Source organism: Lewinellaceae bacterium, assembly GCA_020636135.1.
Classification (GTDB): domain Bacteria; phylum Bacteroidota; class Bacteroidia; order Chitinophagales; family Saprospiraceae; genus JAGQXC01.
Genome location: JACJYK010000001.1, coordinates 1,692,126 through 1,709,370 on the forward strand (window position 1 = coordinate 1,692,126; position 17,245 = coordinate 1,709,370).

A 17,245-nucleotide genomic window follows, 5' to 3' on the forward strand; every position below is an offset into this window, starting at 1 on the left:
ATCGGATCTTGTAAAACATTAACAGATCATTAATAGTCATCAACCCCCTGCAGGGCCCGCAAAATCGGAGCAATGCCAGGAAACCACTATTTTTGCGTGATGAAGATCAGTGAAGTCGACTTTAAAGGGAGTTTTGTCTATCTCGATCAGTGCCCTGCAGACGGAATGCCCGAATATGCCTTTATTGGACGAAGTAATGTAGGGAAATCCAGCCTGATCAACCTTCTGACCAACCGTAAGGAGATTGCTAAAGTATCCGGTTCGCCGGGTAAGACTCAGACCTTGAATTTCTTTCTGGTGGATCAGTCCTGGTATCTGGTAGACCTGCCCGGATATGGGTATGCCCGGATTTCGAAAAAGCAAAGGCAACGCTGGAAGCAAATGATCGAAAACTACATTGGCAAGCGGACGACACTGATCAACACCTTTGTACTGATCGACAGCAACATTCCACCACAGCCTATAGATTTGCAATTCATCAACTGGCTTGGAGAGGCCGGGATACCTTTCAGTATCGTATACACCAAAGAAGACAAATCCAAAAGTCTGGAACTGGCCCAGAATCACCAGGCTTTTCGGCGTGAAATGCTGAAATCCTGGAGCGAAATGCCTCCTGAATTCCACACCTCCACTGTGACAAAAATGGGGGATGACAGCATATTAATGTATATTGCAAATCTGAATGAGGGTTTAAGGTAAATGAGTAAGGATCCTGTTTATAAAATATATCCTCAGATCTGGCCCAACCTGGAAGACTGGCCAATCTATAAGCTGAGTGAAGACCGGTTGGCTTTTATAGAAGAAGTCAATCAATACGCTTATCAGAACCTGAAAGCCAAGCACGGTGACAATCTGGAGACCTTACTGTCCAAGACCATCTATCTTGAGAAGATCCGGATCAAAGAAGAACCCTGGAAGGCGGACCCACCTCAGGAAACCCTGTTTTGGAAACGACTGCTCTCCCGGCTGAAAGACGCCTATTTTTCTGAAAACAGGACGCAGATAGAAGATGACCTCCTGCGCATCATCATTCAGCGATATACCGAAGAGATCGTCGGGAATTTTAAGATCAAAACCTTCAAGTTTGCCAGGAAAGCCCTGACAGCATTTTTTCACCGCCTGCTGAACACCGCTGCCAGCCGTAATTTTATGCGGATGTTTGCGACCAAACACCGGCTTTACGAGCGAATGAAAGTGCAGGGTCCTATCGATAAAATCAGGACGCTCGCTCAGAAAGGAACTCTGGTGGTGGTACCTACCCATTTCAGCAATCTGGATTCCATTCTTATAGGCTATGCCCTGGATCAGGTCATGGGATTGCCGGCATTTTCCTATGGAGCCGGACTGAATCTTTACAATAGCGAGTTTTTCGGTTATTTTATGAACCGTCTTGGCGCCTACCGGGTAGACCGGCGCAAGAAAAATCCCATTTACCTGGAGGTTCTGAAATCCATGAGTACCCTGTCCATCGAAAGGGGTGTCCATAGCTTATTTTTTCCGGGTGGAACACGGTCCCGTGATGGCGCCCTGGAAGACCGGTTGAAACTTGGATTGATGGGTACGATCATTGAAGCCCAGCGTGAAATATTCAAGAAGGAGAAAAAAACGAAGATCTTTATCATACCACTGGTACTGAGTTATCACAGTGTACTGGAAGCCAATTACCTGATCAACCAGCATCTTGCAAGGATCGGCAAGGAAAAATACCTGACTGCAGAGGATGAGTTCAAGAGCATTACGAACATTCTGAACTTCGCCTGGAAGTTCTTCTCTGCCAGTTCGGACATAACCCTGTCATTTGGTAATCCCATAGATATTGCCGGTAATGATGTTGACGATGATGGCAATAGTTTTAACGAACACGGAATGCCGATCGAGGTGAAAGATTACTTTGTTCTCAACAATGAGTTGGGCGTCAATGAGCAGCGTGAACAAGTCTATACCAAATTGTTGGGTGAGAAGATCGGCGAACGTTTTCTGAAAGAGAATATCGTACTGAGCAGTCATGCTGTGGCATTTGGTGCCTTTGAGGTCCTGAAAAAACAGCTCAGGGAAAACGACCTGTTCAGTGTATTGCGACTACCGGAAGAGGATTTCGTGTTTGACCAGGAATTATTCAATCGTTACATCTCCGTCCTGCAGAAAGCCCTGATTGATGCCGAACAGGCAGGAAGGTTAAAACTATCACGGAAAATACGTGGATCGGTGCAGGAGCTGATTGAGGACGGTATACGTAATCTGGGCGTCTTTCATGCCAAGAAACCAATTGAAATCAACAATCAGGGGCAATTGGTCAGCGAGGACTTTAAAGTGTTGTTTTACTACCATAACCGACTTACCGGATATGAGCTGGATCTTGAAGTGGAAGATCGAATGAAGTCGAGTGCCGTTACGGCAAAAAATGCCTGAGACAGAAATATCTTTTAGATGTTCATTGTATTTGACCTGGAAACGACATGCTGGGATGGTAACCCGCCTACGGAGATCAGGGAGGTGATCGAGATCGGAGCCCTTCGGCTGGACCGGTTCGGACATGTGCAAAGTCAGTTTAATCGTTTTGTCCGGCCTACTCATTTTCCAATGTTGTCCCCATTCTGCAAGAGACTCACCTCCATAACCCAGATTGATGTCAACCGGTCGTCCACATTCGACCGGGCCATCAAAGAATTCTACGACTGGATCAGACCGGAAGATGATGAATACCTGCTCTGCGCCTGGGGCAATTTTGACCAGAAGCAACTTATGCGGGAATGTGATATGCACCAGGTCGACAGTCTGTGGCTGGAACCTTACATAAACATCAAGAAACAATACCACCGGATCCGTAGATTGAAGCATACCCATGGCCTGAAGTCCACCGTACAGCGGGAAGGTTTTGAGTTTGAAGGGCACCATCACCGGGCTGAAGCAGATGCCCTTAATCTGGCCAAGATTGTCTCGAAATTTGTCGATGAATGGATGTTCTGATGAACGATGGCGGCAATGAGCAAACCCTCCATCTTTGGTGCGGAGACAGCCCATGCCAATGCCGGCAGGGTAACCTTCAGCTTATAGCAATGTAATTTTTGAATTGGTTTTCATGCTCCCATCTGTTTGAGTATATGAATTTCACAGGTTCGTCTATATTCTGCAGTACTTGTGGAACTCCTTACTTTAATTGGCGGTAATTGCAATTATGATGAGAAAGCTATTCCTTTTTACGATCCTACTCATTGCCGGTGTATCCGCTATGGCCCAACGAGGTGTTATGACCTTTTCAGTAACGGAATTTAAGTTGCCTGACTCCCTCGCGAGACAAATGGATACGCTGGAGTCCAGGAGCGGTCTTCCACTGGAGAATATGTTCAGGCAGGTTCATCTCAATGTTTATTTTAAGCCAGACTTCACCAGGACGGAGGTAACCATTATGAACGGAGTTATCAAGCTGAATTATTATTGGAACCGCGGGAGTAATGAAGTAATGCTTTTTTCCGATGTTTTCGGCCGGAGAACCAAAGTGAAGTTGGATCCGCTCGCTATGGGAACCTTGAATGCGGATGAAATCGCGGAAGAAGATTTACATATTCAGCGTTTCCCGGAAGATCACAAGACGATCATGGGACTGCCGGTGCAACGGGTACGGGTATCTTCATCCGCAAATGGACCAGGAATAGATTTGTTTGTTTGCCCAAGTCTGAAGATCCCGTTCGTTGGCTATGGGATCGAACAATTCACGACCGATTTGCTGGGAGGCACCCCTTTGGGTTACCGGCTAAATGAAGGTCCACTGGCCGTTCAGTTTGAAGTGACCAAGCTGGAAAACCATGTTGACGAAGCGGCATTCCGGCTTCCGGGAGGATACACCGAAAAAAGTATGGAGGAATACATGCAGGAATTTGGGTCTTTCCTTCATTGAAAGGTCATTTTCTAAACCAATGCATAATCCGTATGTTTATTTGGCTCAAATCAGGATTAAACGATGAATGCACGTGACTTTATATTTAAACTTCCGGAGAAAGTAAGGAAGGAGGCCGTTGAAGGAATGGAGACAATCTTTCATTTTGAATTATCCGGTGACGATGGAGGCGAATACACCCTGTCCCTTAAAGACGGTGTACTGACTGCAAATGAAGGCCTGGTGGGCGATCCGCGGTGTGTTGTGAAATCAAGTGGCGATAATTTTATGAAAGTGGTAACCGGCGATCTCAATCCACTGATGGCCATTCTGACAGGTAAACTTAAAGTGTCAAATCAGGGTGAGATGGTTCGTTATGCCAAGATTTTTGGCTTGATGTAATATGCCATCATTTGCCCAGCGGGCCTATTCTCCTACCTGCAGCAGGTCGCGGAATTTTGTTAAAGGAAAGATTGACGGAGATTCCCGGATAGGATTTTGGAACACTCAGATCAAGGGACAGGTCCTCAGAAATATCAAAGTGCAGCAAGTGGCAATCCACATAGGCTTCGATGCTGTTCAGTAACCAGACAAAACCAAAAGAAAAATAACTGATCTCCATATAGCGACGGGCCTGATCACGGTACGACTTAATGCCCTCCGCTGTCGGGATCACGTCAACAAACTCGTCCACGGTGGTTGGAATGGTGTCGATCCGGATGAGATAAGCATCCCTGAACCGGTGATACTGCGCCTTATTGGTTCGAATAAAATAGTACGAAGTGCCCAACGCCGCATATACGATCGGTACTTTCCAAAACCTTCCATTGTAAACCTGTCCTGCGCCTGGCAATACCAGGGAATAAATTGCTGCACGGTTAGGTGACTTATCCCTGATCCGTAAACTTTTAAGTTTTTTTGTGGTGTCAGCCTGGGTCTCTGTCCGGGTTAAAACAGACAGGCTATCCTGCGCCATGACGGGAAGAGTAATTAAACATACGAACAGTGTCTGGAAGATCCATTTCATATGCTATTAACGTCCAGCCTATTTGATTTGATCCAGGATATGATTGAATTCATCATCTGAATTGAAATGAATCTGTATGAATCCCTTGCTTTTACCTTTAAGCTGGATATCAACTTTCGTATCAAATGTACTGGTGAGGTCTTTGCGAACCTGTTCGTATTGAAAGGGCAGGCTTCCTGATGGTGACTTGGCCTTTTGTCCAGACCTTGGTTGCTGGAGAGAACGCGCAAATTCTTCGGTTGCGCGGACAGACAATTGCTTTTGGATTATCTCCCGGAACACAATCAATTGCTTATCGATGCCATCCAGCGAAAGAATGGCTTTGGCATGTCCCATACTGATCTCGCTGGCTTTCAGGGCATGCTGTACTTCTGGCGGCAGCTTAAGCAGTCGGATGTAGTTGGTTACGGTACTCCGGTCTTTGGCCACCCGGTCAGAAAGGGCATCATGAGTCAGGTCACATTCTTCCAGCAGTCGTTTCAGGGATATGGCTACTTCCAGAGGGTTGAGGTCTTGTCGTTGGATGTTTTCGACAAGAGCCATTTCCAGCATGCTTTGGTCATCAGCCGTCCGGATGTAGGCAGGCACTTTTTTCAATCCGGCTATTTTGGCCGCACGCAAACGGCGTTCCCCGGATATCAGTTGGAAGTCATCATTGGATAATTTACGTATGGTCAGCGGCTGGATGATACCATGGTTTTTGATGGATGCAGCCAATTCATTGATGGCTGTTTCATCAAAAGCATTTCTGGGCTGAAACGGGTTAACCTCGATCTGGTCTACCGATATTTCGGTAATGGTGTTGCCAGTCCCGGGGCTTTTGGTCGTATGGAGGGTAGAAAGTTCACTATTTCCGCTTAATAAAGCGCGGATACCCTTACCGAGTTCTTGTTTGCTATCTTGTTTTGCCACGATTAATTACAGAGACTTAAGAGTTTACGGATTGGATGGTTGAATTCTTTTGCAGGAACTCGTCGGCCAGATTAAGAAAGTTTGCGGTGCCTTTGCTGGACGCATCATACATAATGACCGGGCGATGCAATCCGGGCGCTTCACTGATTTTGGAATTGCGGTGGATCACGGTGGTAAATACCGGATATTCGGAGTTGTTGCGGATCTCTTCCAATACCATGTTAGCCAATCGCAGGCGTTGGTCATACATCGATAGGAGGATGCCTTCCACCTCGAGTTCCGGGTTCAGGTGTTCCTGAACCAGGGTAATGGTGTTTTTAAGTTTTGCCAGGCCTTCCAGCGCGAATATTTCACATTGGATGGGTATGATAACAGCATCTGCGGCGGTCAGGGCATTCAGCGTGATCAAACCCAGTGAGGGCAGGCAATCGATGAAGATGAAGTCATACTGGTTTTTCAGGGGCTCCAGCAAATCACGCATTACATATTCTCTGCGTTTCACTCCCGGAAGTTCGATTTCCGCACCTACCAGATCGACATGTGAGGGTAAAACATGGAGGTTAGGGGTCTCGGAAGGCATTATCGCCTGATCGACTGGTACCTGGCTGATCATACAGTCGTACAATGAGTATTCCATCTGCTCGAGGTCGATACCGGCACAGGAGCTGGCATTAGCCTGAGGATCGGCATCGACAAGCAGGATCTTGTATTCTAGAATGGCAAGTGCCGCTGCCAGGTTGATAGCTGTGGTGGTTTTTCCGACGCCACCCTTTTGATTGGCTATTGCGATGATTTTCCCCATATCAGATGGTTAAAGTTTGTCCAATATCTAACAAGATCAATTCTTTACCTACGGATTCAAACGCCTTCCGTGCAGCTTGCTTATCAATGGTAATGTAACCGAAGGTGTCGTAGTGAATTCCAATGACAGTTTCGCACTGGATGAAGTCTGCAGCCACAACTGCATCTTCATATCCCATGGTAAAGTTATCACCTATTGGCAGTAAAGCTACCTGGAGAGGTGGACAAATCATAGGAATTAATTGCATATCCATAGTAAGCGCCGTGTCGCCTGCGAAATAAAAACAATCCTCTTCGTTCCAGATTACGAATCCTGCTTCCGGTCCTCCGTATTGCCCGTCCGGTAATTTGGAAGAATGTACTGCCTGAACCAGCTTGACGGTTCCGAAATCAAATTTCCATTTACCACCGATGTTCATCGGGTGCCCTTTCAATCCTTTTTCTTCGACCCAGCTTACCAGCTCAAAACACGAAATAAAAGTAGACTCGCTGGATTTCGCGATCTGGACAGCATCCTGAACGTGATCGCCGTGACCATGAGAAAGCAGTATGAAATCAGGGTTGAATGAAGTTATATTGACCGATTTCGCCAATGGATTTTGAGAAATGAATGGGTCAAACAGCAGCTTTTTGCCGCCGGTAATCACCTCCACACAGGAATGGCCAAAATAGGTTATCTTCATTCTCTCCGAGTTGTCGCAAAGGTAATCCAAAAAAATGAGAATGGACTTTCGGTATCGAGGCGGGTCAGTCTTTTAGAACTCTGACAGTTTCCCGATGCCCCAGCTGATCCTGACACCGGATCACGTAAATACCGGCAGGTAAATGGGCCATGGAAATCCTTGAAGTGGTTTCCCTGCCGCTGACCGCTTTGCGGATCCAGAGTTTCCCCTGTAAGTCCAGTACATCGATCTGTCCTTCATTCCAGCCGGCTGGTATTACAATGGCCAGGTCATCGTTTGTTGGATTCGGATAAGTCCGAACTCCTCCATCGATCATCAATGGATCCAGCTTGATGTCTTTGACCTGATGTGTATTGGTATAAACTTCCGAGTGGAATTTGGATGCAAGATTTATGGTAAGCTGTTCCTGGTCCAGGGTTAAATCAATGTATGCAGGCTCATTCATTAACTCCGTTGAATACGGATAGGATAAGCGCCATTCACCCGACTTGTGATCGTAAAAACTTAAACCGTCTTCCCAATGACTGAGATTCGTTGTTATTTTTAAAGGCTGGCCGGGAAGTTGTAGTCCCAATTGCATGCCTACCCATTGGGAAGATTCTGCAGGTAAGGTGATGCGAAGTATCCGCTGTCCACCATCATTTTCACGGAATGCATAATAAAGCGGGGCTGCAGACGGATGTTCATTTCTTGACTCCAACAAATTGACTTCGGCAGAACCATTGACATCACCCACTTTTATCCCGATGAAGCTGGCATTGTCAGGTTGATCAAGGATTTCTCCAATGGTTATGGCTTCCGGAAAGCCCAACAGGAATAAAGAATCAACTGTCGGGTACTGATAATTTTTTGGGATAAAACGCCAGGATGTGTTGTTTTTGAATACGGTATCGATGCCCAGAACCATCTTCCTCATCTCAACCACATCGATGGCAGATATCCGTTCATCATGGTTAATATCGGCGGCGATCAATTCTTCGATCGTCGTAAATGGCTCCTGTCCCAGAATATGTTTAATGGTGAATACAATATCCCAGGTAGATACTCCATTGTCATGCCGGTCATTTTTGATCGGTCGGAATAGGATGGACCGGTCGGACGGGGTAGAGTCAAAGACATGGATGTATTTGCCTTCCAGGTTGGTCAATACAACCCGGTTGTTATGAGTCATTTCATCGTCAGCCTCCACCTGTACTTCCTGCATGGGTGAATCATCCATGGTCACCTGTCCTTTCACAATAAAAGGTTTGCGAGCACCCAGCCGGTACAGGGTATGATCGATGGAGTCAAGCAGTGCAAGGGTATTGTTATCCCGGATGTCAAAGACCACGGTACTATCGGGGCTGATGATCACAAAACTGGGTAACAAACGAATCTGCCCGTAGATGCCATCAGTCCAGGGAGTCATGTTGGTCAGTGCTCCTCCGTCCACGCCACAATGAGGGAAGGAGGCCCGGTATTTTACTTTAAATTTATTCAGGGTCGCATTGTCGTCAAAATCCCGCAGTGAAACTGCCAGGAACTGTACTTTGAATTCGCCATTTCCCCAGACCTCATACAATTGTTCCAGATCGTAGGCCATGGAATTGGCTTGAGTGGCCAAAGAATGGAAAAATTCAAGAACGACGTACTGATTATTTTGCAGGTAGGCAGAAAGCTGGTGGGTGTTGCCCTCGGAGTCGTGCAGCACAAAGTCCGGTACTTCCTGACTGCGCAATGCAGAGGATACCAGGCAGATCAATGCTATGAGCTTCAACACCTGTTTCATGAGATTATAAATAAACCGTAGCAAAGAAACCCTAACCTTGGTTTAATGAACAAAATTACAATACATTCAAAATAATTTAATGAACTATAAGACTTTAACGTTTTAAAATTCAAAAGATTACAATGGCTTACTGTCTGTGATACCTACCGGCTTCAGGGAATATTTACGAATCATTAGTGGAACATAAAAGGGGGTAAAATCGTTCCGGGGAGGCTTCCTGATGGAGTTCAAAAACCTAGCCAGAATACTTTAAATAGGACCGACTGAAGATCCGTTTCTACCAGAACGGGCTTTTTGTCCGGATAAATCGTGAACTTTGCCGCCTTTTGAAGGCAGTAAAAATTAAGAATCGGGCTAAACGGAACGTCAGAGCCATTGTTCATACTTACAATTTTTATTGAATCGGTAAACGGACAAATTGGATGCGTCAAGAAGTGCTCTTAGAAAATTGGGGATCAATTCCCTATCAGGAAGCCAGGTCGAGGCAACAAACCATTCTGGATGAGATCGTAGCGCTTAAGCGCCAGGGTAACCCTTCAGCTATCCGGCACCGGATCATTGTTTGCAGCCATCCACCCGTCTTTACCATTGGAAAGAGTGGTTCAATGGATCATTTACTGATTAGTGAGGAACAAGCTGAAAATGAACATATTGAGGTCTATAAGACCAATCGGGGCGGTGACATCACGTTTCATGGCCCAGGACAACTAGTGGTTTATCCTATCCTGGATCTCGATCAGTTATTCACCGATGTTCACCGGTATATCCGCTCACTGGAAGAGGTGATCATCCGTATGTTGGCTGATTACCGCCTGGAAGGTAAGCGGTTGCCGGCTTATACCGGAGTCTGGCTGGAACCTGTGCCGGATGATTGGCGCAAAATCTGTGCGATAGGTGTTCATCTCAGTCGTTGGGTGACCATGCATGGACTGGCATTTAATATTGCGACGGATCTCGTGTACTTTGACAAGATTATCCCCTGCGGTATCTCGGAGGCTGGTAAGGGTGTTACCTCGCTGGAAAGAGAACTCCAACATCCGGTGCCAAGGGAAGAGGTCATCGATAAACTCATCACTCATTTTGAAACGGTTTTTGAAGTAAGTATAAACTATGGAGAGAAAAACTAAACTGGTAAACCAGTCCCGTACCATCATGACGGAGATGATCATGCCCAATGATACCAATCCACTGGGTTCCCTGATGGGCGGCGTGCTTATGCGCTGGATGGATATTGCGGCCGGAATTTGCGCCGGTAAGCATTGTGAGGCGCATGTGGTGACAGCATCAGTGGATCATGTGTCCTTTAAGCACCCGATCAATTTAGGTGAGATCATCACGCTAGAATCCTGTGTTACAAGAGCTTTCAATACTTCAGTGGAAGTCTATGTGGAAGTATTTGTCAATAACTTTGAGGGAAAGCCCCGTGTGAAATCCAACCACGCCTACTTTACAATGGTTGCTTTGGATCACGATTCAAAAACGCCCAGGCCTGCTCCACTGGTCGCACCGGAGACGGATGAAGAATTCCGGTTGTACGAAGGAGCCAATCGTAGAAGGGAAATGCGGCTGGTGCTTTCCGGCAGGATGAATATTGAGGATGCAGTGGATATCAAATCTCTGTTTAAAGGTTAGGTTAGTCAACGGAGAATCTTCCGCTGCGGTCTATAAAATTACTGCTGGCTTGCTGGGTGCCCATCATTAAAACATCCTGAATATTAACATGGGGTGGGCGGGTAATAATAAATAAGATGGTTTCGGCTATATCCCGTGATGTCAGTGGATTGAAATCTTCATAAATTTTGGCTCGTTGGGTGTCTCCGTCAAAACGGACAACGGCAAATTCGGTTTCCTCTACATGGCCGGGTGCAATCTGGCTGACCCTGATGTTGTATTTGTGAAGATCCAGCCGCATTGCCTGGGTTAATGCATCCACACCAAATTTGGTTGCGCAATAGACATTGCCATTGGGGTAAACCTCTTTTCCGGCGGTCGATGCGATGTTGATCACATGTCCCTTTTTACGTTTTACCATGCCCGGGGTGATCAGGCGGGACATGTATAGCAGGCCTTTCAGATTGGTGTCTATCATTTCCTCCCAATGTTCCAGCTTTCCCTGGTGAATGGGATCAAAGCCTTTTGCTTTGCCAGCATTGTTCAACAGAATGTCGATTTCCTGCCAATCCGGAGGAATTGAAGCAACGGCTTTGGCACAGGACTCATAAGACCTAACATCAAAACACAAGGTCAGACAATCTGCTCCCAGGGCATTGATCTCTTCTTTCATTTTGCTCAGCCGGTCTTCACGACGGCCTGTAATGATAATACGATAGCCGGATTCAGCAAGCAGGTTGGCAGTTGCCCTTCCAATTCCGGATGTGGCTCCGGTAATCAAAACGATAGGTTTCATGATTTTGTCAAATCTTGGATAAAGTGATCAAAATTAGTTGCAAACACCTTATAGTCCGGGGTGGCAGGTCCGCTGAATCCCGTGTGGATGCGGATGACCTGATTGTTCTTATCGAGCATGATCATGGTTGGGAATGCAATAAACTTTTTTAGCATGGGAAGCTTTAGAGCGATCTCATCGTAATCGTAATGCCCGGCTAAAAGAATGGGGTAGGGTACCTGCAATTTTTCGGCATATTGTTTAATGATCGCGCGATTTTTGTCATCATCGGAATACGATTCAAATGCAAGTCCGATCACCTTGAGGTTGAGGTCCGGGTTTTCTTTAAGGTATTCCACCAGAAAATTCGTTTCATCGCGGCAATTGGGACACCAGGTGCCGAGGATCTGGACGATCTTGGGATGCCCGCTAAACGCAGGATCATTCAACCCAACAGATTTGCCATCTGCATCCGGAAAGGTGAAATCGATGGTTTCGTATCCTTTGTTTAATACTGTGATGGAATCGGGTTCAGATAACATGGCATTTTCATTACGCTGGGCATTCCACAACACTTTGTATCGATGTCCTGACCAATAGGTGCCAAGAATCGTGGAATCGGGTTGCATTTTCCCTTCGAATAAGAAAGCATGTGAACCATCAAAAGCGCTAAGGCGAAGTGTGTTGCCGGAGACATCACCGGCCAGGTAGCGGTAGTCCCCGGTCTCGGTAAGAAAGGTACCTGTAAGCGATTTCCCATGCTGCTCGAAAATGCCTACGGCTCGATAAGGTTTCTTGGTTTCTGCAGCGAATTGAGCATCCCAGCGACCCGTAAAGTCTACCGAAGGAGGAGTCACCGCCGGTGGGAACCGCGATGATTCACCATAGTGTGCAACAAAAGGTATGCGGTAGTTGTCGCGGTTGGCCCGGACCCACTCGCCATCCATGATGTCAGCCTTGATTATCCCGTGTAAATAGGAATCCATCACATCAAAGTAGAAAACGAACGTGTCCTGAGCGGTGGCGGGATCACGACCATAAAGGATACGGTCCACCGGAATACGTTCTTCTCCATTAAGAATGTCAATGTGCATTTCATGATCCTCGCTGTAGCTGACTTCAAACAGGAAAGGCATTAGAACCGGTTCATCTTCCGGTGTCCGGATGGCCTCACCCAGCACATCGGCTTCTACGGCAGGAGCGCCCGCTTCCAGAGTCAATGCTCCACGCCATATTCCCGGCGCTATTTTATCGTACTTGTTTTCGACGACGAGGCACCCGGATTGCAGTAACAACCCGATAATTACGATGACTCCGAAGAGTCGATTAGGTTTTATCACCAACAAAATTATCTTCTTTATTTTTGAATAATACGTTGAACGTGGTCAGACTGCCATAAACGCGTGTGATGTATTGCTGGATGTTGAACTTGTCTTCGTCCGTCAGCTTTTCATGACTGTTGATGCGTTGTTCCAGTACACGCAGGCGGTCGCGCACCATGACGATCTTATGAAAGAACGCATCAATGGGGATTTCCTTGGGTTTGAGTGAATCGTCCTCAGGTTGCAGGATCATGACCCCTCCGTCCCATTTATCTCCCAGGGGCACAACTTCGCTGATATCCGACCAGGTCTTCAGAATCCTGATCAAAGACTTTTCTGCTTCATTGAATGTAACGGATTCATCAGCGGGCAGGGCTTCGATCACCTGCCAGTCTTTATAATCCTTACCTACCAATTTCATTCCGTGCTGTGTAAAACAAACTCCGTAAGCAGCTACATGTAATTTTACGACGACTCCATCACCATAGGCTGGGTGTTTAACCCGTGACCCAGGTCCTAGCAACTTATTTTCCATATAAACCAGTAGATTTTATTTTTTATAGTTATCATCCCAGTCTTTCACTTTTGGTTCACCCAAAAGATTCAGTGATTTGGCCACGACCATGGATACGGACGAGTCTCCGGTAATGTTGACCACTGTGCGTAACATATCCAGAGGCCGGTCGACTGCAAAGATAAGGGCTAATCCGGCTTCCGGAATACCCACACTGCCCAGTACAATAACCAGCATGATCATACCGGCGCTTGGGACTGCAGCAGAGCCTATGGAAGCCAATGTGGCAGTGAGAATGATGGTGAGCTGATCCATCAGGGAGAGATCCATATTAAATGCCTGGGCGATGAACACGGCGGCCACACCCTGATACAGGCTGGTACCATCCATATTTACGGTAGCCCCGATCGGGAGTACAAAGCTTGAAACCTCGTCATCAACACCAAGATGTTCAGTCACACGTTCCATCGTCACAGGAAGGGTCGCAGCGGAAGAACTGGTTGAAAAAGCCACCAGTTGCGCAGGTGCAATGCCCTTAAAAAAGAACTTCGCCGATTTGCCGGTAAAAAACTTGACAAACAGGGGATAAAAACCAAAGATCATCACCGATAAGCCGATGATTACACAGATGGCGTAACTGAGCAGGGCTCGAAATAGATCCAGGCTTGGTGATTCTACGACGAGAGAGGCCAATAGCGCCAGAACACCCAGAGGTGCAGTAAGCATGACGAGATCAATGATCTTCAAAATCACTTCATTGAGACCATCAATGAAAGCAATGACTGGTTTTGCTTTCTCTTTGTCGATCAGGATTAACCCAATGCCCAACAAGACCACAAAAAAGATTACCTGGAGCATATTCCGGTTGTCGGTCATGGAAGAAAAAATATTGTCCGGGACAATGTCGACCAACGCTTGTAGGGGCCCCTGACCTTTCTGCTCTGTGGCCATGGTGATTTTTGCATCGGCATCGGTTCCAAAATTGTCCAGAAGTTCCTGTCTGGTTTGTTCATTAATGCGGTTACCAGGTTTGAGGATATTTACCACCAAAAGCCCAATGCTTACCGCAATGACGGTCGTAAATACGTAGATGATTAATGTCCGGCCTCCCATCCTGGATAATTTGGAGATATCCTGAAGTTCTGCTATTCCTTTGATCAGTGAAACGATGATCAGGGGTACGGCAACGAGTTTGAGCAGGTTTATAAAGATGGTGCCGAATGGCTTGATCCAGTTTTCGACCCATGTTTGCAATCCCAGAGCGACTGCTAAAAATCCAATACCCACTCCGGCGATCATTCCGATAATGATCTTCCAGTGCAACTCCAATTTTTTCATATATGTATAGGATTAATTCGGAGCTTCCAAGATATGAAAATATTCCCCAATGAAAAGTCGGTGCACATTTTTGGCTAACTTACCCGGAAAGCCTTGATATTGCACCAATGAAATACCTGATAACCTTCCTTACCTCCCTGGCACTGGCCGGTTCACTCACCGGACAGGCTCCCGAATGGATAAAGAATAACTGGCACCCCGGACTGTACGAACAGGAATTGCGTTTTCTAGCCAGTGATGAACTGCAGGGCAGAAACGTAGGAGAGCCCGGATTAAATGTGGCAGCACGGTACATTGCTGAAATTTTCCGTAAAAATGGATTATTGCCACTGCCCGGCATGCACGATTACTTTCAGGAAGTACCCTTTGAAAAAATCATCCCTGGACGGACGGAGATCCGATTTCTGGACACGGTATTCGCACAGGGACAAAATGTACTGATGCTCGACGGACCGGCAATTGAGGACCAGGGTATTGCAGTATTTATCAACTTTGGCGACTCTATTGTTGCTGATGAAGTACAGGGTAAATATGTGATTACACTCTTTGGAACAGAAGACATCCGCAGTCCTATGGCAGCTATGCAGAAAGGTCGGGAGAAGCAAAAAGAACTCCAGCTTTTCGGAGCTAAAGGATTGCTGGAGATCTATACGTTACAAACCCCCTGGTCCGTCATGAGCAATTATCTGAACCGGGAGCGGCTCCAATTGGAACAGGAGGCGGGAGAAGGAACCACACCGCTTGCCCATGGTCTGATCCAGCTGGACAACCGTGCCATAGCGAGCTTAAGGAAGAGTCCGGTGAGGCCGATTCATATCCAATATACCGGTGTTCAGCGGCTGAAAGTGCCCTCCTTTAATGTCCTGGCATACAAACCTGGATCGGAAGCAGAATATCAGGACGAATTCATTATCCTGAGTGCACATTATGACCACATCGGTGTAAGAAACCGGGCTCCGGGAGAGCCTCCGGGTCAGGATACGATCTTTAACGGTGCACGGGATAATGGGATGGGTGTCGTAGCCCTTTTGTCATCAGCGGATGTTCTCAATACGGTTTCTACGAAACGATCCATTGTGTTTGCTGCCTGGACCGCCGAAGAAAAAGGGCTTTTAGGGAGTGATTATTTCGTTAAAAACCCACCCATCGCCCTTGATAAGATCCGGTTCAATCTGAATACGGACGGGGCTGGTTATTCGGATACTACAGTTATTTCCATATTGGGATACGACCGGGTTGGTGCGGCACAGGAGATGAAACAGGCCTGTGAGGCTTTCGGATTAAGTGTGGTGGTGGATCCGGCAAAAGAACAGAATTTATTCGATCGGTCCGACAATGTAAGATTTGCTCAGCAGGGTATTCCGGCTCCTACTTTTTCTCCCGGCTTCAGGGCATTTGATGAAGAGATCCGTACCTATTATCACCGGGAATCAGACAATCCCGACTCTATTAATTACCGTTACGCAAACGCATACTGGAAAGCCTTTACTTATGCAGCCTATCTGATAGCCCAAAAAGACAGCAACCCGCACTGGTCGCACGGTGACAAATATGAAGAAGCTGCCAAATCCCTGTACGGAGATCGCTACTGATCCGTCCGTGAATAGATGGCCCGGATCATCTCTCTCTTACCCGGAGGCCCCGGGATTTTGGTGACGAGAAAATTATTGCTGGACAATGCACGTCGAAAGGACCCTTGTGAACTGTAGGTGGTAAGCACAGTGCCCGGATGGGAGAGCGGACTCAATACCTGCCTGATGACCTCCGCGGTCCATAATGGTGATTGGCTGCCGGGTCCAAACGCATCGTAATAAATGACATCGGCTTGAAAATCAGGATGATAGGATGTAATATCCGTGCGTAGTTTAGTCAGATTGAATCCTGGGGTGATGGATGTGGTGTTATCCCAGGGTGCCTGGTGAATAGCTTCAAAAACCTCGTTGGCATCCGGATGATCCATCCGCTCAGGATAGTTTAAAGCTGCTGTAATGCTTGGTGGCAGAGGATGAATGTCCAGTGCATGATAGTCCAGGGAGATCCCTTTTGTATTCAGGACATGCCAGGATAAAAATGCATTAAGGCCGGTTCCAAAGCCCATTTCCCAAATGCGCACATGCGAGTGCTTGTATTGGTCCAGTGCAAAAACCAGTCCTGCATGAATAAAGACATGCATGCTTTCCTGCCATGCGCCATGCATGGAATGATAGGTTGATTGGTAAGGTTCAGAGAAAACGGTATGGCTACCGTCGGCAGTGATCCGCAAGGACCACGATGTCATGCTGCCGGAACGCGGAGTGCTTCCAATTCACGAGCCTGAATATCAAGATGGGAAGCGTCGTAAACGCATTCGCCATTAAGGATCACCAAAAGCTGTGGTGATTCATGGTGTACGCCGAAAGATTCAGCTACCATGCGGGATATTTGGCCGTTCTTTTGGACATCCAGGTAATAAGCCTTATGATTCTGACGAATAAAAGGCCACTCAGATTCCAGGCGGTGCAAAGCGATGGAGCTGATGCTGGTACGCTTGCTGTGCTTGAAGATGAAAACCGGCACCTGAAAAGAATCTTCTACGATTTGGTCAATTTGGTTGTCGTTGATTAAATGAATCCAAAGCATG

19 protein-coding genes are annotated in these 17,245 nt (G+C 46.8%); 8 read left to right on the top strand and 11 right to left on the bottom strand.

Translation table 11 applies throughout. The annotated features are described in order from the left end of the window. Nucleotides 1-99 precede the first annotated feature (99 nt). From H6570_06430 to H6570_06450, 5 genes are all read left to right on the top strand, one after another. Nucleotides 100-699 carry a YihA family ribosome biogenesis GTP-binding protein gene (locus tag H6570_06430; GenBank protein ID MCB9318898.1) on the top strand — a complete coding sequence of 200 codons (600 nt, stop codon included), beginning with the start codon at nucleotides 100-102 and terminating at the stop codon, nucleotides 697-699. Then, nucleotides 700-2,409: a 1-acyl-sn-glycerol-3-phosphate acyltransferase gene (locus H6570_06435; protein MCB9318899.1), complete on the top strand. Its 1,710-nt coding sequence runs from the start codon at nucleotides 700-702 to the stop codon at nucleotides 2,407-2,409. 18 nt (nucleotides 2,410-2,427) lie between these two features. Further along, nucleotides 2,428-2,967, top strand: coding sequence for an exonuclease domain-containing protein (locus H6570_06440; protein ID MCB9318900.1), 540 nt, complete (start codon nucleotides 2,428-2,430; stop codon nucleotides 2,965-2,967). 211 nt (nucleotides 2,968-3,178) lie between these two features. Then, nucleotides 3,179-3,895 (top strand): hypothetical protein, encoded by a 717-nt coding sequence (locus H6570_06445; protein ID MCB9318901.1) that lies wholly within the window; start codon nucleotides 3,179-3,181, stop codon nucleotides 3,893-3,895. 63 nt (nucleotides 3,896-3,958) lie between these two features. Then, on the top strand, nucleotides 3,959-4,276 hold the full coding sequence (locus H6570_06450) for an SCP2 sterol-binding domain-containing protein (GenBank protein MCB9318902.1): 318 nt from the start codon (nucleotides 3,959-3,961) through the stop codon (nucleotides 4,274-4,276). 7 nt (nucleotides 4,277-4,283) lie between these two features. Here H6570_06450 and H6570_06455 read toward each other — a convergent pair whose 3' ends face one another. The 5 genes from H6570_06455 to H6570_06475 all read right to left on the bottom strand — a co-directional run bounded on the left by H6570_06455 (nucleotide 4,284) and on the right by H6570_06475 (nucleotide 9,065). After that, the gene (locus tag H6570_06455; GenBank protein ID MCB9318903.1) at nucleotides 4,284-4,901 is read right to left on the bottom strand and encodes a hypothetical protein; all 618 of its coding nucleotides are present in this window, start codon (nucleotides 4,899-4,901) and stop codon (nucleotides 4,284-4,286) included. Nucleotides 4,902-4,919: 18 nt separating this feature from the next. Next, nucleotides 4,920-5,813 (bottom strand): ParB/RepB/Spo0J family partition protein, encoded by an 894-nt coding sequence (locus H6570_06460; GenBank protein MCB9318904.1) that lies wholly within the window; start codon nucleotides 5,811-5,813, stop codon nucleotides 4,920-4,922. Between the two features lie 16 nt (nucleotides 5,814-5,829). Then, a complete protein-coding gene (locus H6570_06465; GenBank protein ID MCB9318905.1) occupies nucleotides 5,830-6,615 on the bottom strand; it encodes a ParA family protein in 786 nt (261 codons plus the stop codon). A 1-nt stretch (nucleotide 6,616) separates the two neighbouring features. Next, entirely contained in the window at nucleotides 6,617-7,297 is a 681-nt protein-coding gene (locus H6570_06470) for a metal-dependent hydrolase (GenBank protein MCB9318906.1), read from the bottom strand. 64 nt (nucleotides 7,298-7,361) lie between these two features. Further along, on the bottom strand, nucleotides 7,362-9,065 hold the full coding sequence (locus H6570_06475) for a T9SS type A sorting domain-containing protein (protein ID MCB9318907.1): 1,704 nt from the start codon (nucleotides 9,063-9,065) through the stop codon (nucleotides 7,362-7,364). A gap of 422 nt (nucleotides 9,066-9,487) precedes the next feature. Between H6570_06475 and lipB the strand changes: the two genes are divergently transcribed. Continuing rightward, nucleotides 9,488-10,192 (top strand): lipoyl(octanoyl) transferase LipB, encoded by a 705-nt coding sequence (lipB, locus tag H6570_06480; GenBank protein ID MCB9318908.1) that lies wholly within the window; start codon nucleotides 9,488-9,490, stop codon nucleotides 10,190-10,192. Continuing rightward, nucleotides 10,176-10,697: an acyl-CoA thioesterase gene (locus tag H6570_06485; protein MCB9318909.1), complete on the top strand. Its 522-nt coding sequence runs from the start codon at nucleotides 10,176-10,178 to the stop codon at nucleotides 10,695-10,697. Before lipB ends, H6570_06485 begins: the two co-directional genes overlap by 17 nt. Nucleotide 10,698: 1 nt before the next feature. On the opposite strand, the gene H6570_06490 is transcribed toward H6570_06485, so the two are convergent. Genes H6570_06490 through H6570_06505 form a run of 4 tightly spaced genes read right to left on the bottom strand, consistent with a single transcriptional unit; the run spans nucleotide 10,699 to nucleotide 14,625 of the window. Then, a complete protein-coding gene (locus tag H6570_06490; GenBank protein ID MCB9318910.1) occupies nucleotides 10,699-11,472 on the bottom strand; it encodes an SDR family NAD(P)-dependent oxidoreductase in 774 nt (257 codons plus the stop codon). Further along, nucleotides 11,469-12,791 carry a TlpA family protein disulfide reductase gene (locus tag H6570_06495; protein MCB9318911.1) on the bottom strand — a complete coding sequence of 441 codons (1,323 nt, stop codon included), beginning with the start codon at nucleotides 12,789-12,791 and terminating at the stop codon, nucleotides 11,469-11,471. The genes H6570_06490 and H6570_06495 overlap by 4 nt, the downstream gene beginning before the upstream one ends. Continuing rightward, on the bottom strand, nucleotides 12,778-13,308 hold the full coding sequence (locus H6570_06500; GenBank protein ID MCB9318912.1) for a hypothetical protein: 531 nt from the start codon (nucleotides 13,306-13,308) through the stop codon (nucleotides 12,778-12,780). Before H6570_06500 ends, H6570_06495 begins: the two co-directional genes overlap by 14 nt. Before the next feature lie 15 nt (nucleotides 13,309-13,323). Next, entirely contained in the window at nucleotides 13,324-14,625 is a 1,302-nt protein-coding gene (locus H6570_06505; protein MCB9318913.1) for a dicarboxylate/amino acid:cation symporter, read from the bottom strand. 107 nt (nucleotides 14,626-14,732) lie between these two features. Between H6570_06505 and H6570_06510 the strand changes: the two genes are divergently transcribed. Then, complete coding sequence (locus H6570_06510) at nucleotides 14,733-16,217, top strand: M28 family peptidase (GenBank protein MCB9318914.1); 1,485 nt, start codon at nucleotides 14,733-14,735, stop codon at nucleotides 16,215-16,217. Here H6570_06510 and mnmD read toward each other — a convergent pair. Both mnmD and ytxJ read right to left on the bottom strand, forming a co-directional pair. Beyond that, the gene (gene mnmD / locus H6570_06515) at nucleotides 16,211-16,903 is read right to left on the bottom strand and encodes a tRNA (5-methylaminomethyl-2-thiouridine)(34)-methyltransferase MnmD (GenBank protein ID MCB9318915.1); all 693 of its coding nucleotides are present in this window, start codon (nucleotides 16,901-16,903) and stop codon (nucleotides 16,211-16,213) included. The two genes, H6570_06510 and mnmD, sit on opposite strands and share 7 nt — an antisense overlap. Next, nucleotides 16,900-17,244: a bacillithiol system redox-active protein YtxJ gene (gene ytxJ, locus H6570_06520; protein MCB9318916.1), complete on the bottom strand. Its 345-nt coding sequence runs from the start codon at nucleotides 17,242-17,244 to the stop codon at nucleotides 16,900-16,902. The genes mnmD and ytxJ overlap by 4 nt, the downstream gene beginning before the upstream one ends. Nucleotide 17,245: the final 1 nt, after the last annotated feature.

Bases quoted from the DNA above. Each gene is read 5' to 3' on its own strand.
- H6570_06430 (MCB9318898.1), top strand. From the start codon at position 100: ATGAAGATCAGTGAAGTCGACTTTAAAGGGAGTTTTGTCTATCTCGAT.
- H6570_06435 (MCB9318899.1), top strand. From the start codon at position 700: ATGAGTAAGGATCCTGTTTATAAAATATATCCTCAGATCTGGCCCAAC.
- H6570_06440 (MCB9318900.1), top strand. From the start codon at position 2,428: ATGTTCATTGTATTTGACCTGGAAACGACATGCTGGGATGGTAACCCG.
- H6570_06445 (MCB9318901.1), top strand. From the start codon at position 3,179: ATGAGAAAGCTATTCCTTTTTACGATCCTACTCATTGCCGGTGTATCC.
- H6570_06450 (MCB9318902.1), top strand. From the start codon at position 3,959: ATGAATGCACGTGACTTTATATTTAAACTTCCGGAGAAAGTAAGGAAG.
- H6570_06455 (MCB9318903.1), bottom strand. From the start codon at position 4,901: ATGAAATGGATCTTCCAGACACTGTTCGTATGTTTAATTACTCTTCCC.
- H6570_06465 (MCB9318905.1), bottom strand. From the start codon at position 6,615: ATGGGGAAAATCATCGCAATAGCCAATCAAAAGGGTGGCGTCGGAAAA.
- H6570_06470 (MCB9318906.1), bottom strand. From the start codon at position 7,297: ATGAAGATAACCTATTTTGGCCATTCCTGTGTGGAGGTGATTACCGGC.
- H6570_06475 (MCB9318907.1), bottom strand. From the start codon at position 9,065: ATGAAACAGGTGTTGAAGCTCATAGCATTGATCTGCCTGGTATCCTCT.
- lipB (MCB9318908.1), top strand. From the start codon at position 9,488: ATGCGTCAAGAAGTGCTCTTAGAAAATTGGGGATCAATTCCCTATCAG.
- H6570_06485 (MCB9318909.1), top strand. From the start codon at position 10,176: ATGGAGAGAAAAACTAAACTGGTAAACCAGTCCCGTACCATCATGACG.
- H6570_06490 (MCB9318910.1), bottom strand. From the start codon at position 11,472: ATGAAACCTATCGTTTTGATTACCGGAGCCACATCCGGAATTGGAAGG.
- H6570_06500 (MCB9318912.1), bottom strand. From the start codon at position 13,308: ATGGAAAATAAGTTGCTAGGACCTGGGTCACGGGTTAAACACCCAGCC.
- H6570_06505 (MCB9318913.1), bottom strand. From the start codon at position 14,625: ATGAAAAAATTGGAGTTGCACTGGAAGATCATTATCGGAATGATCGCC.
- H6570_06510 (MCB9318914.1), top strand. From the start codon at position 14,733: ATGAAATACCTGATAACCTTCCTTACCTCCCTGGCACTGGCCGGTTCA.
- mnmD (MCB9318915.1), bottom strand. From the start codon at position 16,903: ATGACATCGTGGTCCTTGCGGATCACTGCCGACGGTAGCCATACCGTT.
- ytxJ (MCB9318916.1), bottom strand. From the start codon at position 17,244: ATGCTTTGGATTCATTTAATCAACGACAACCAAATTGACCAAATCGTA.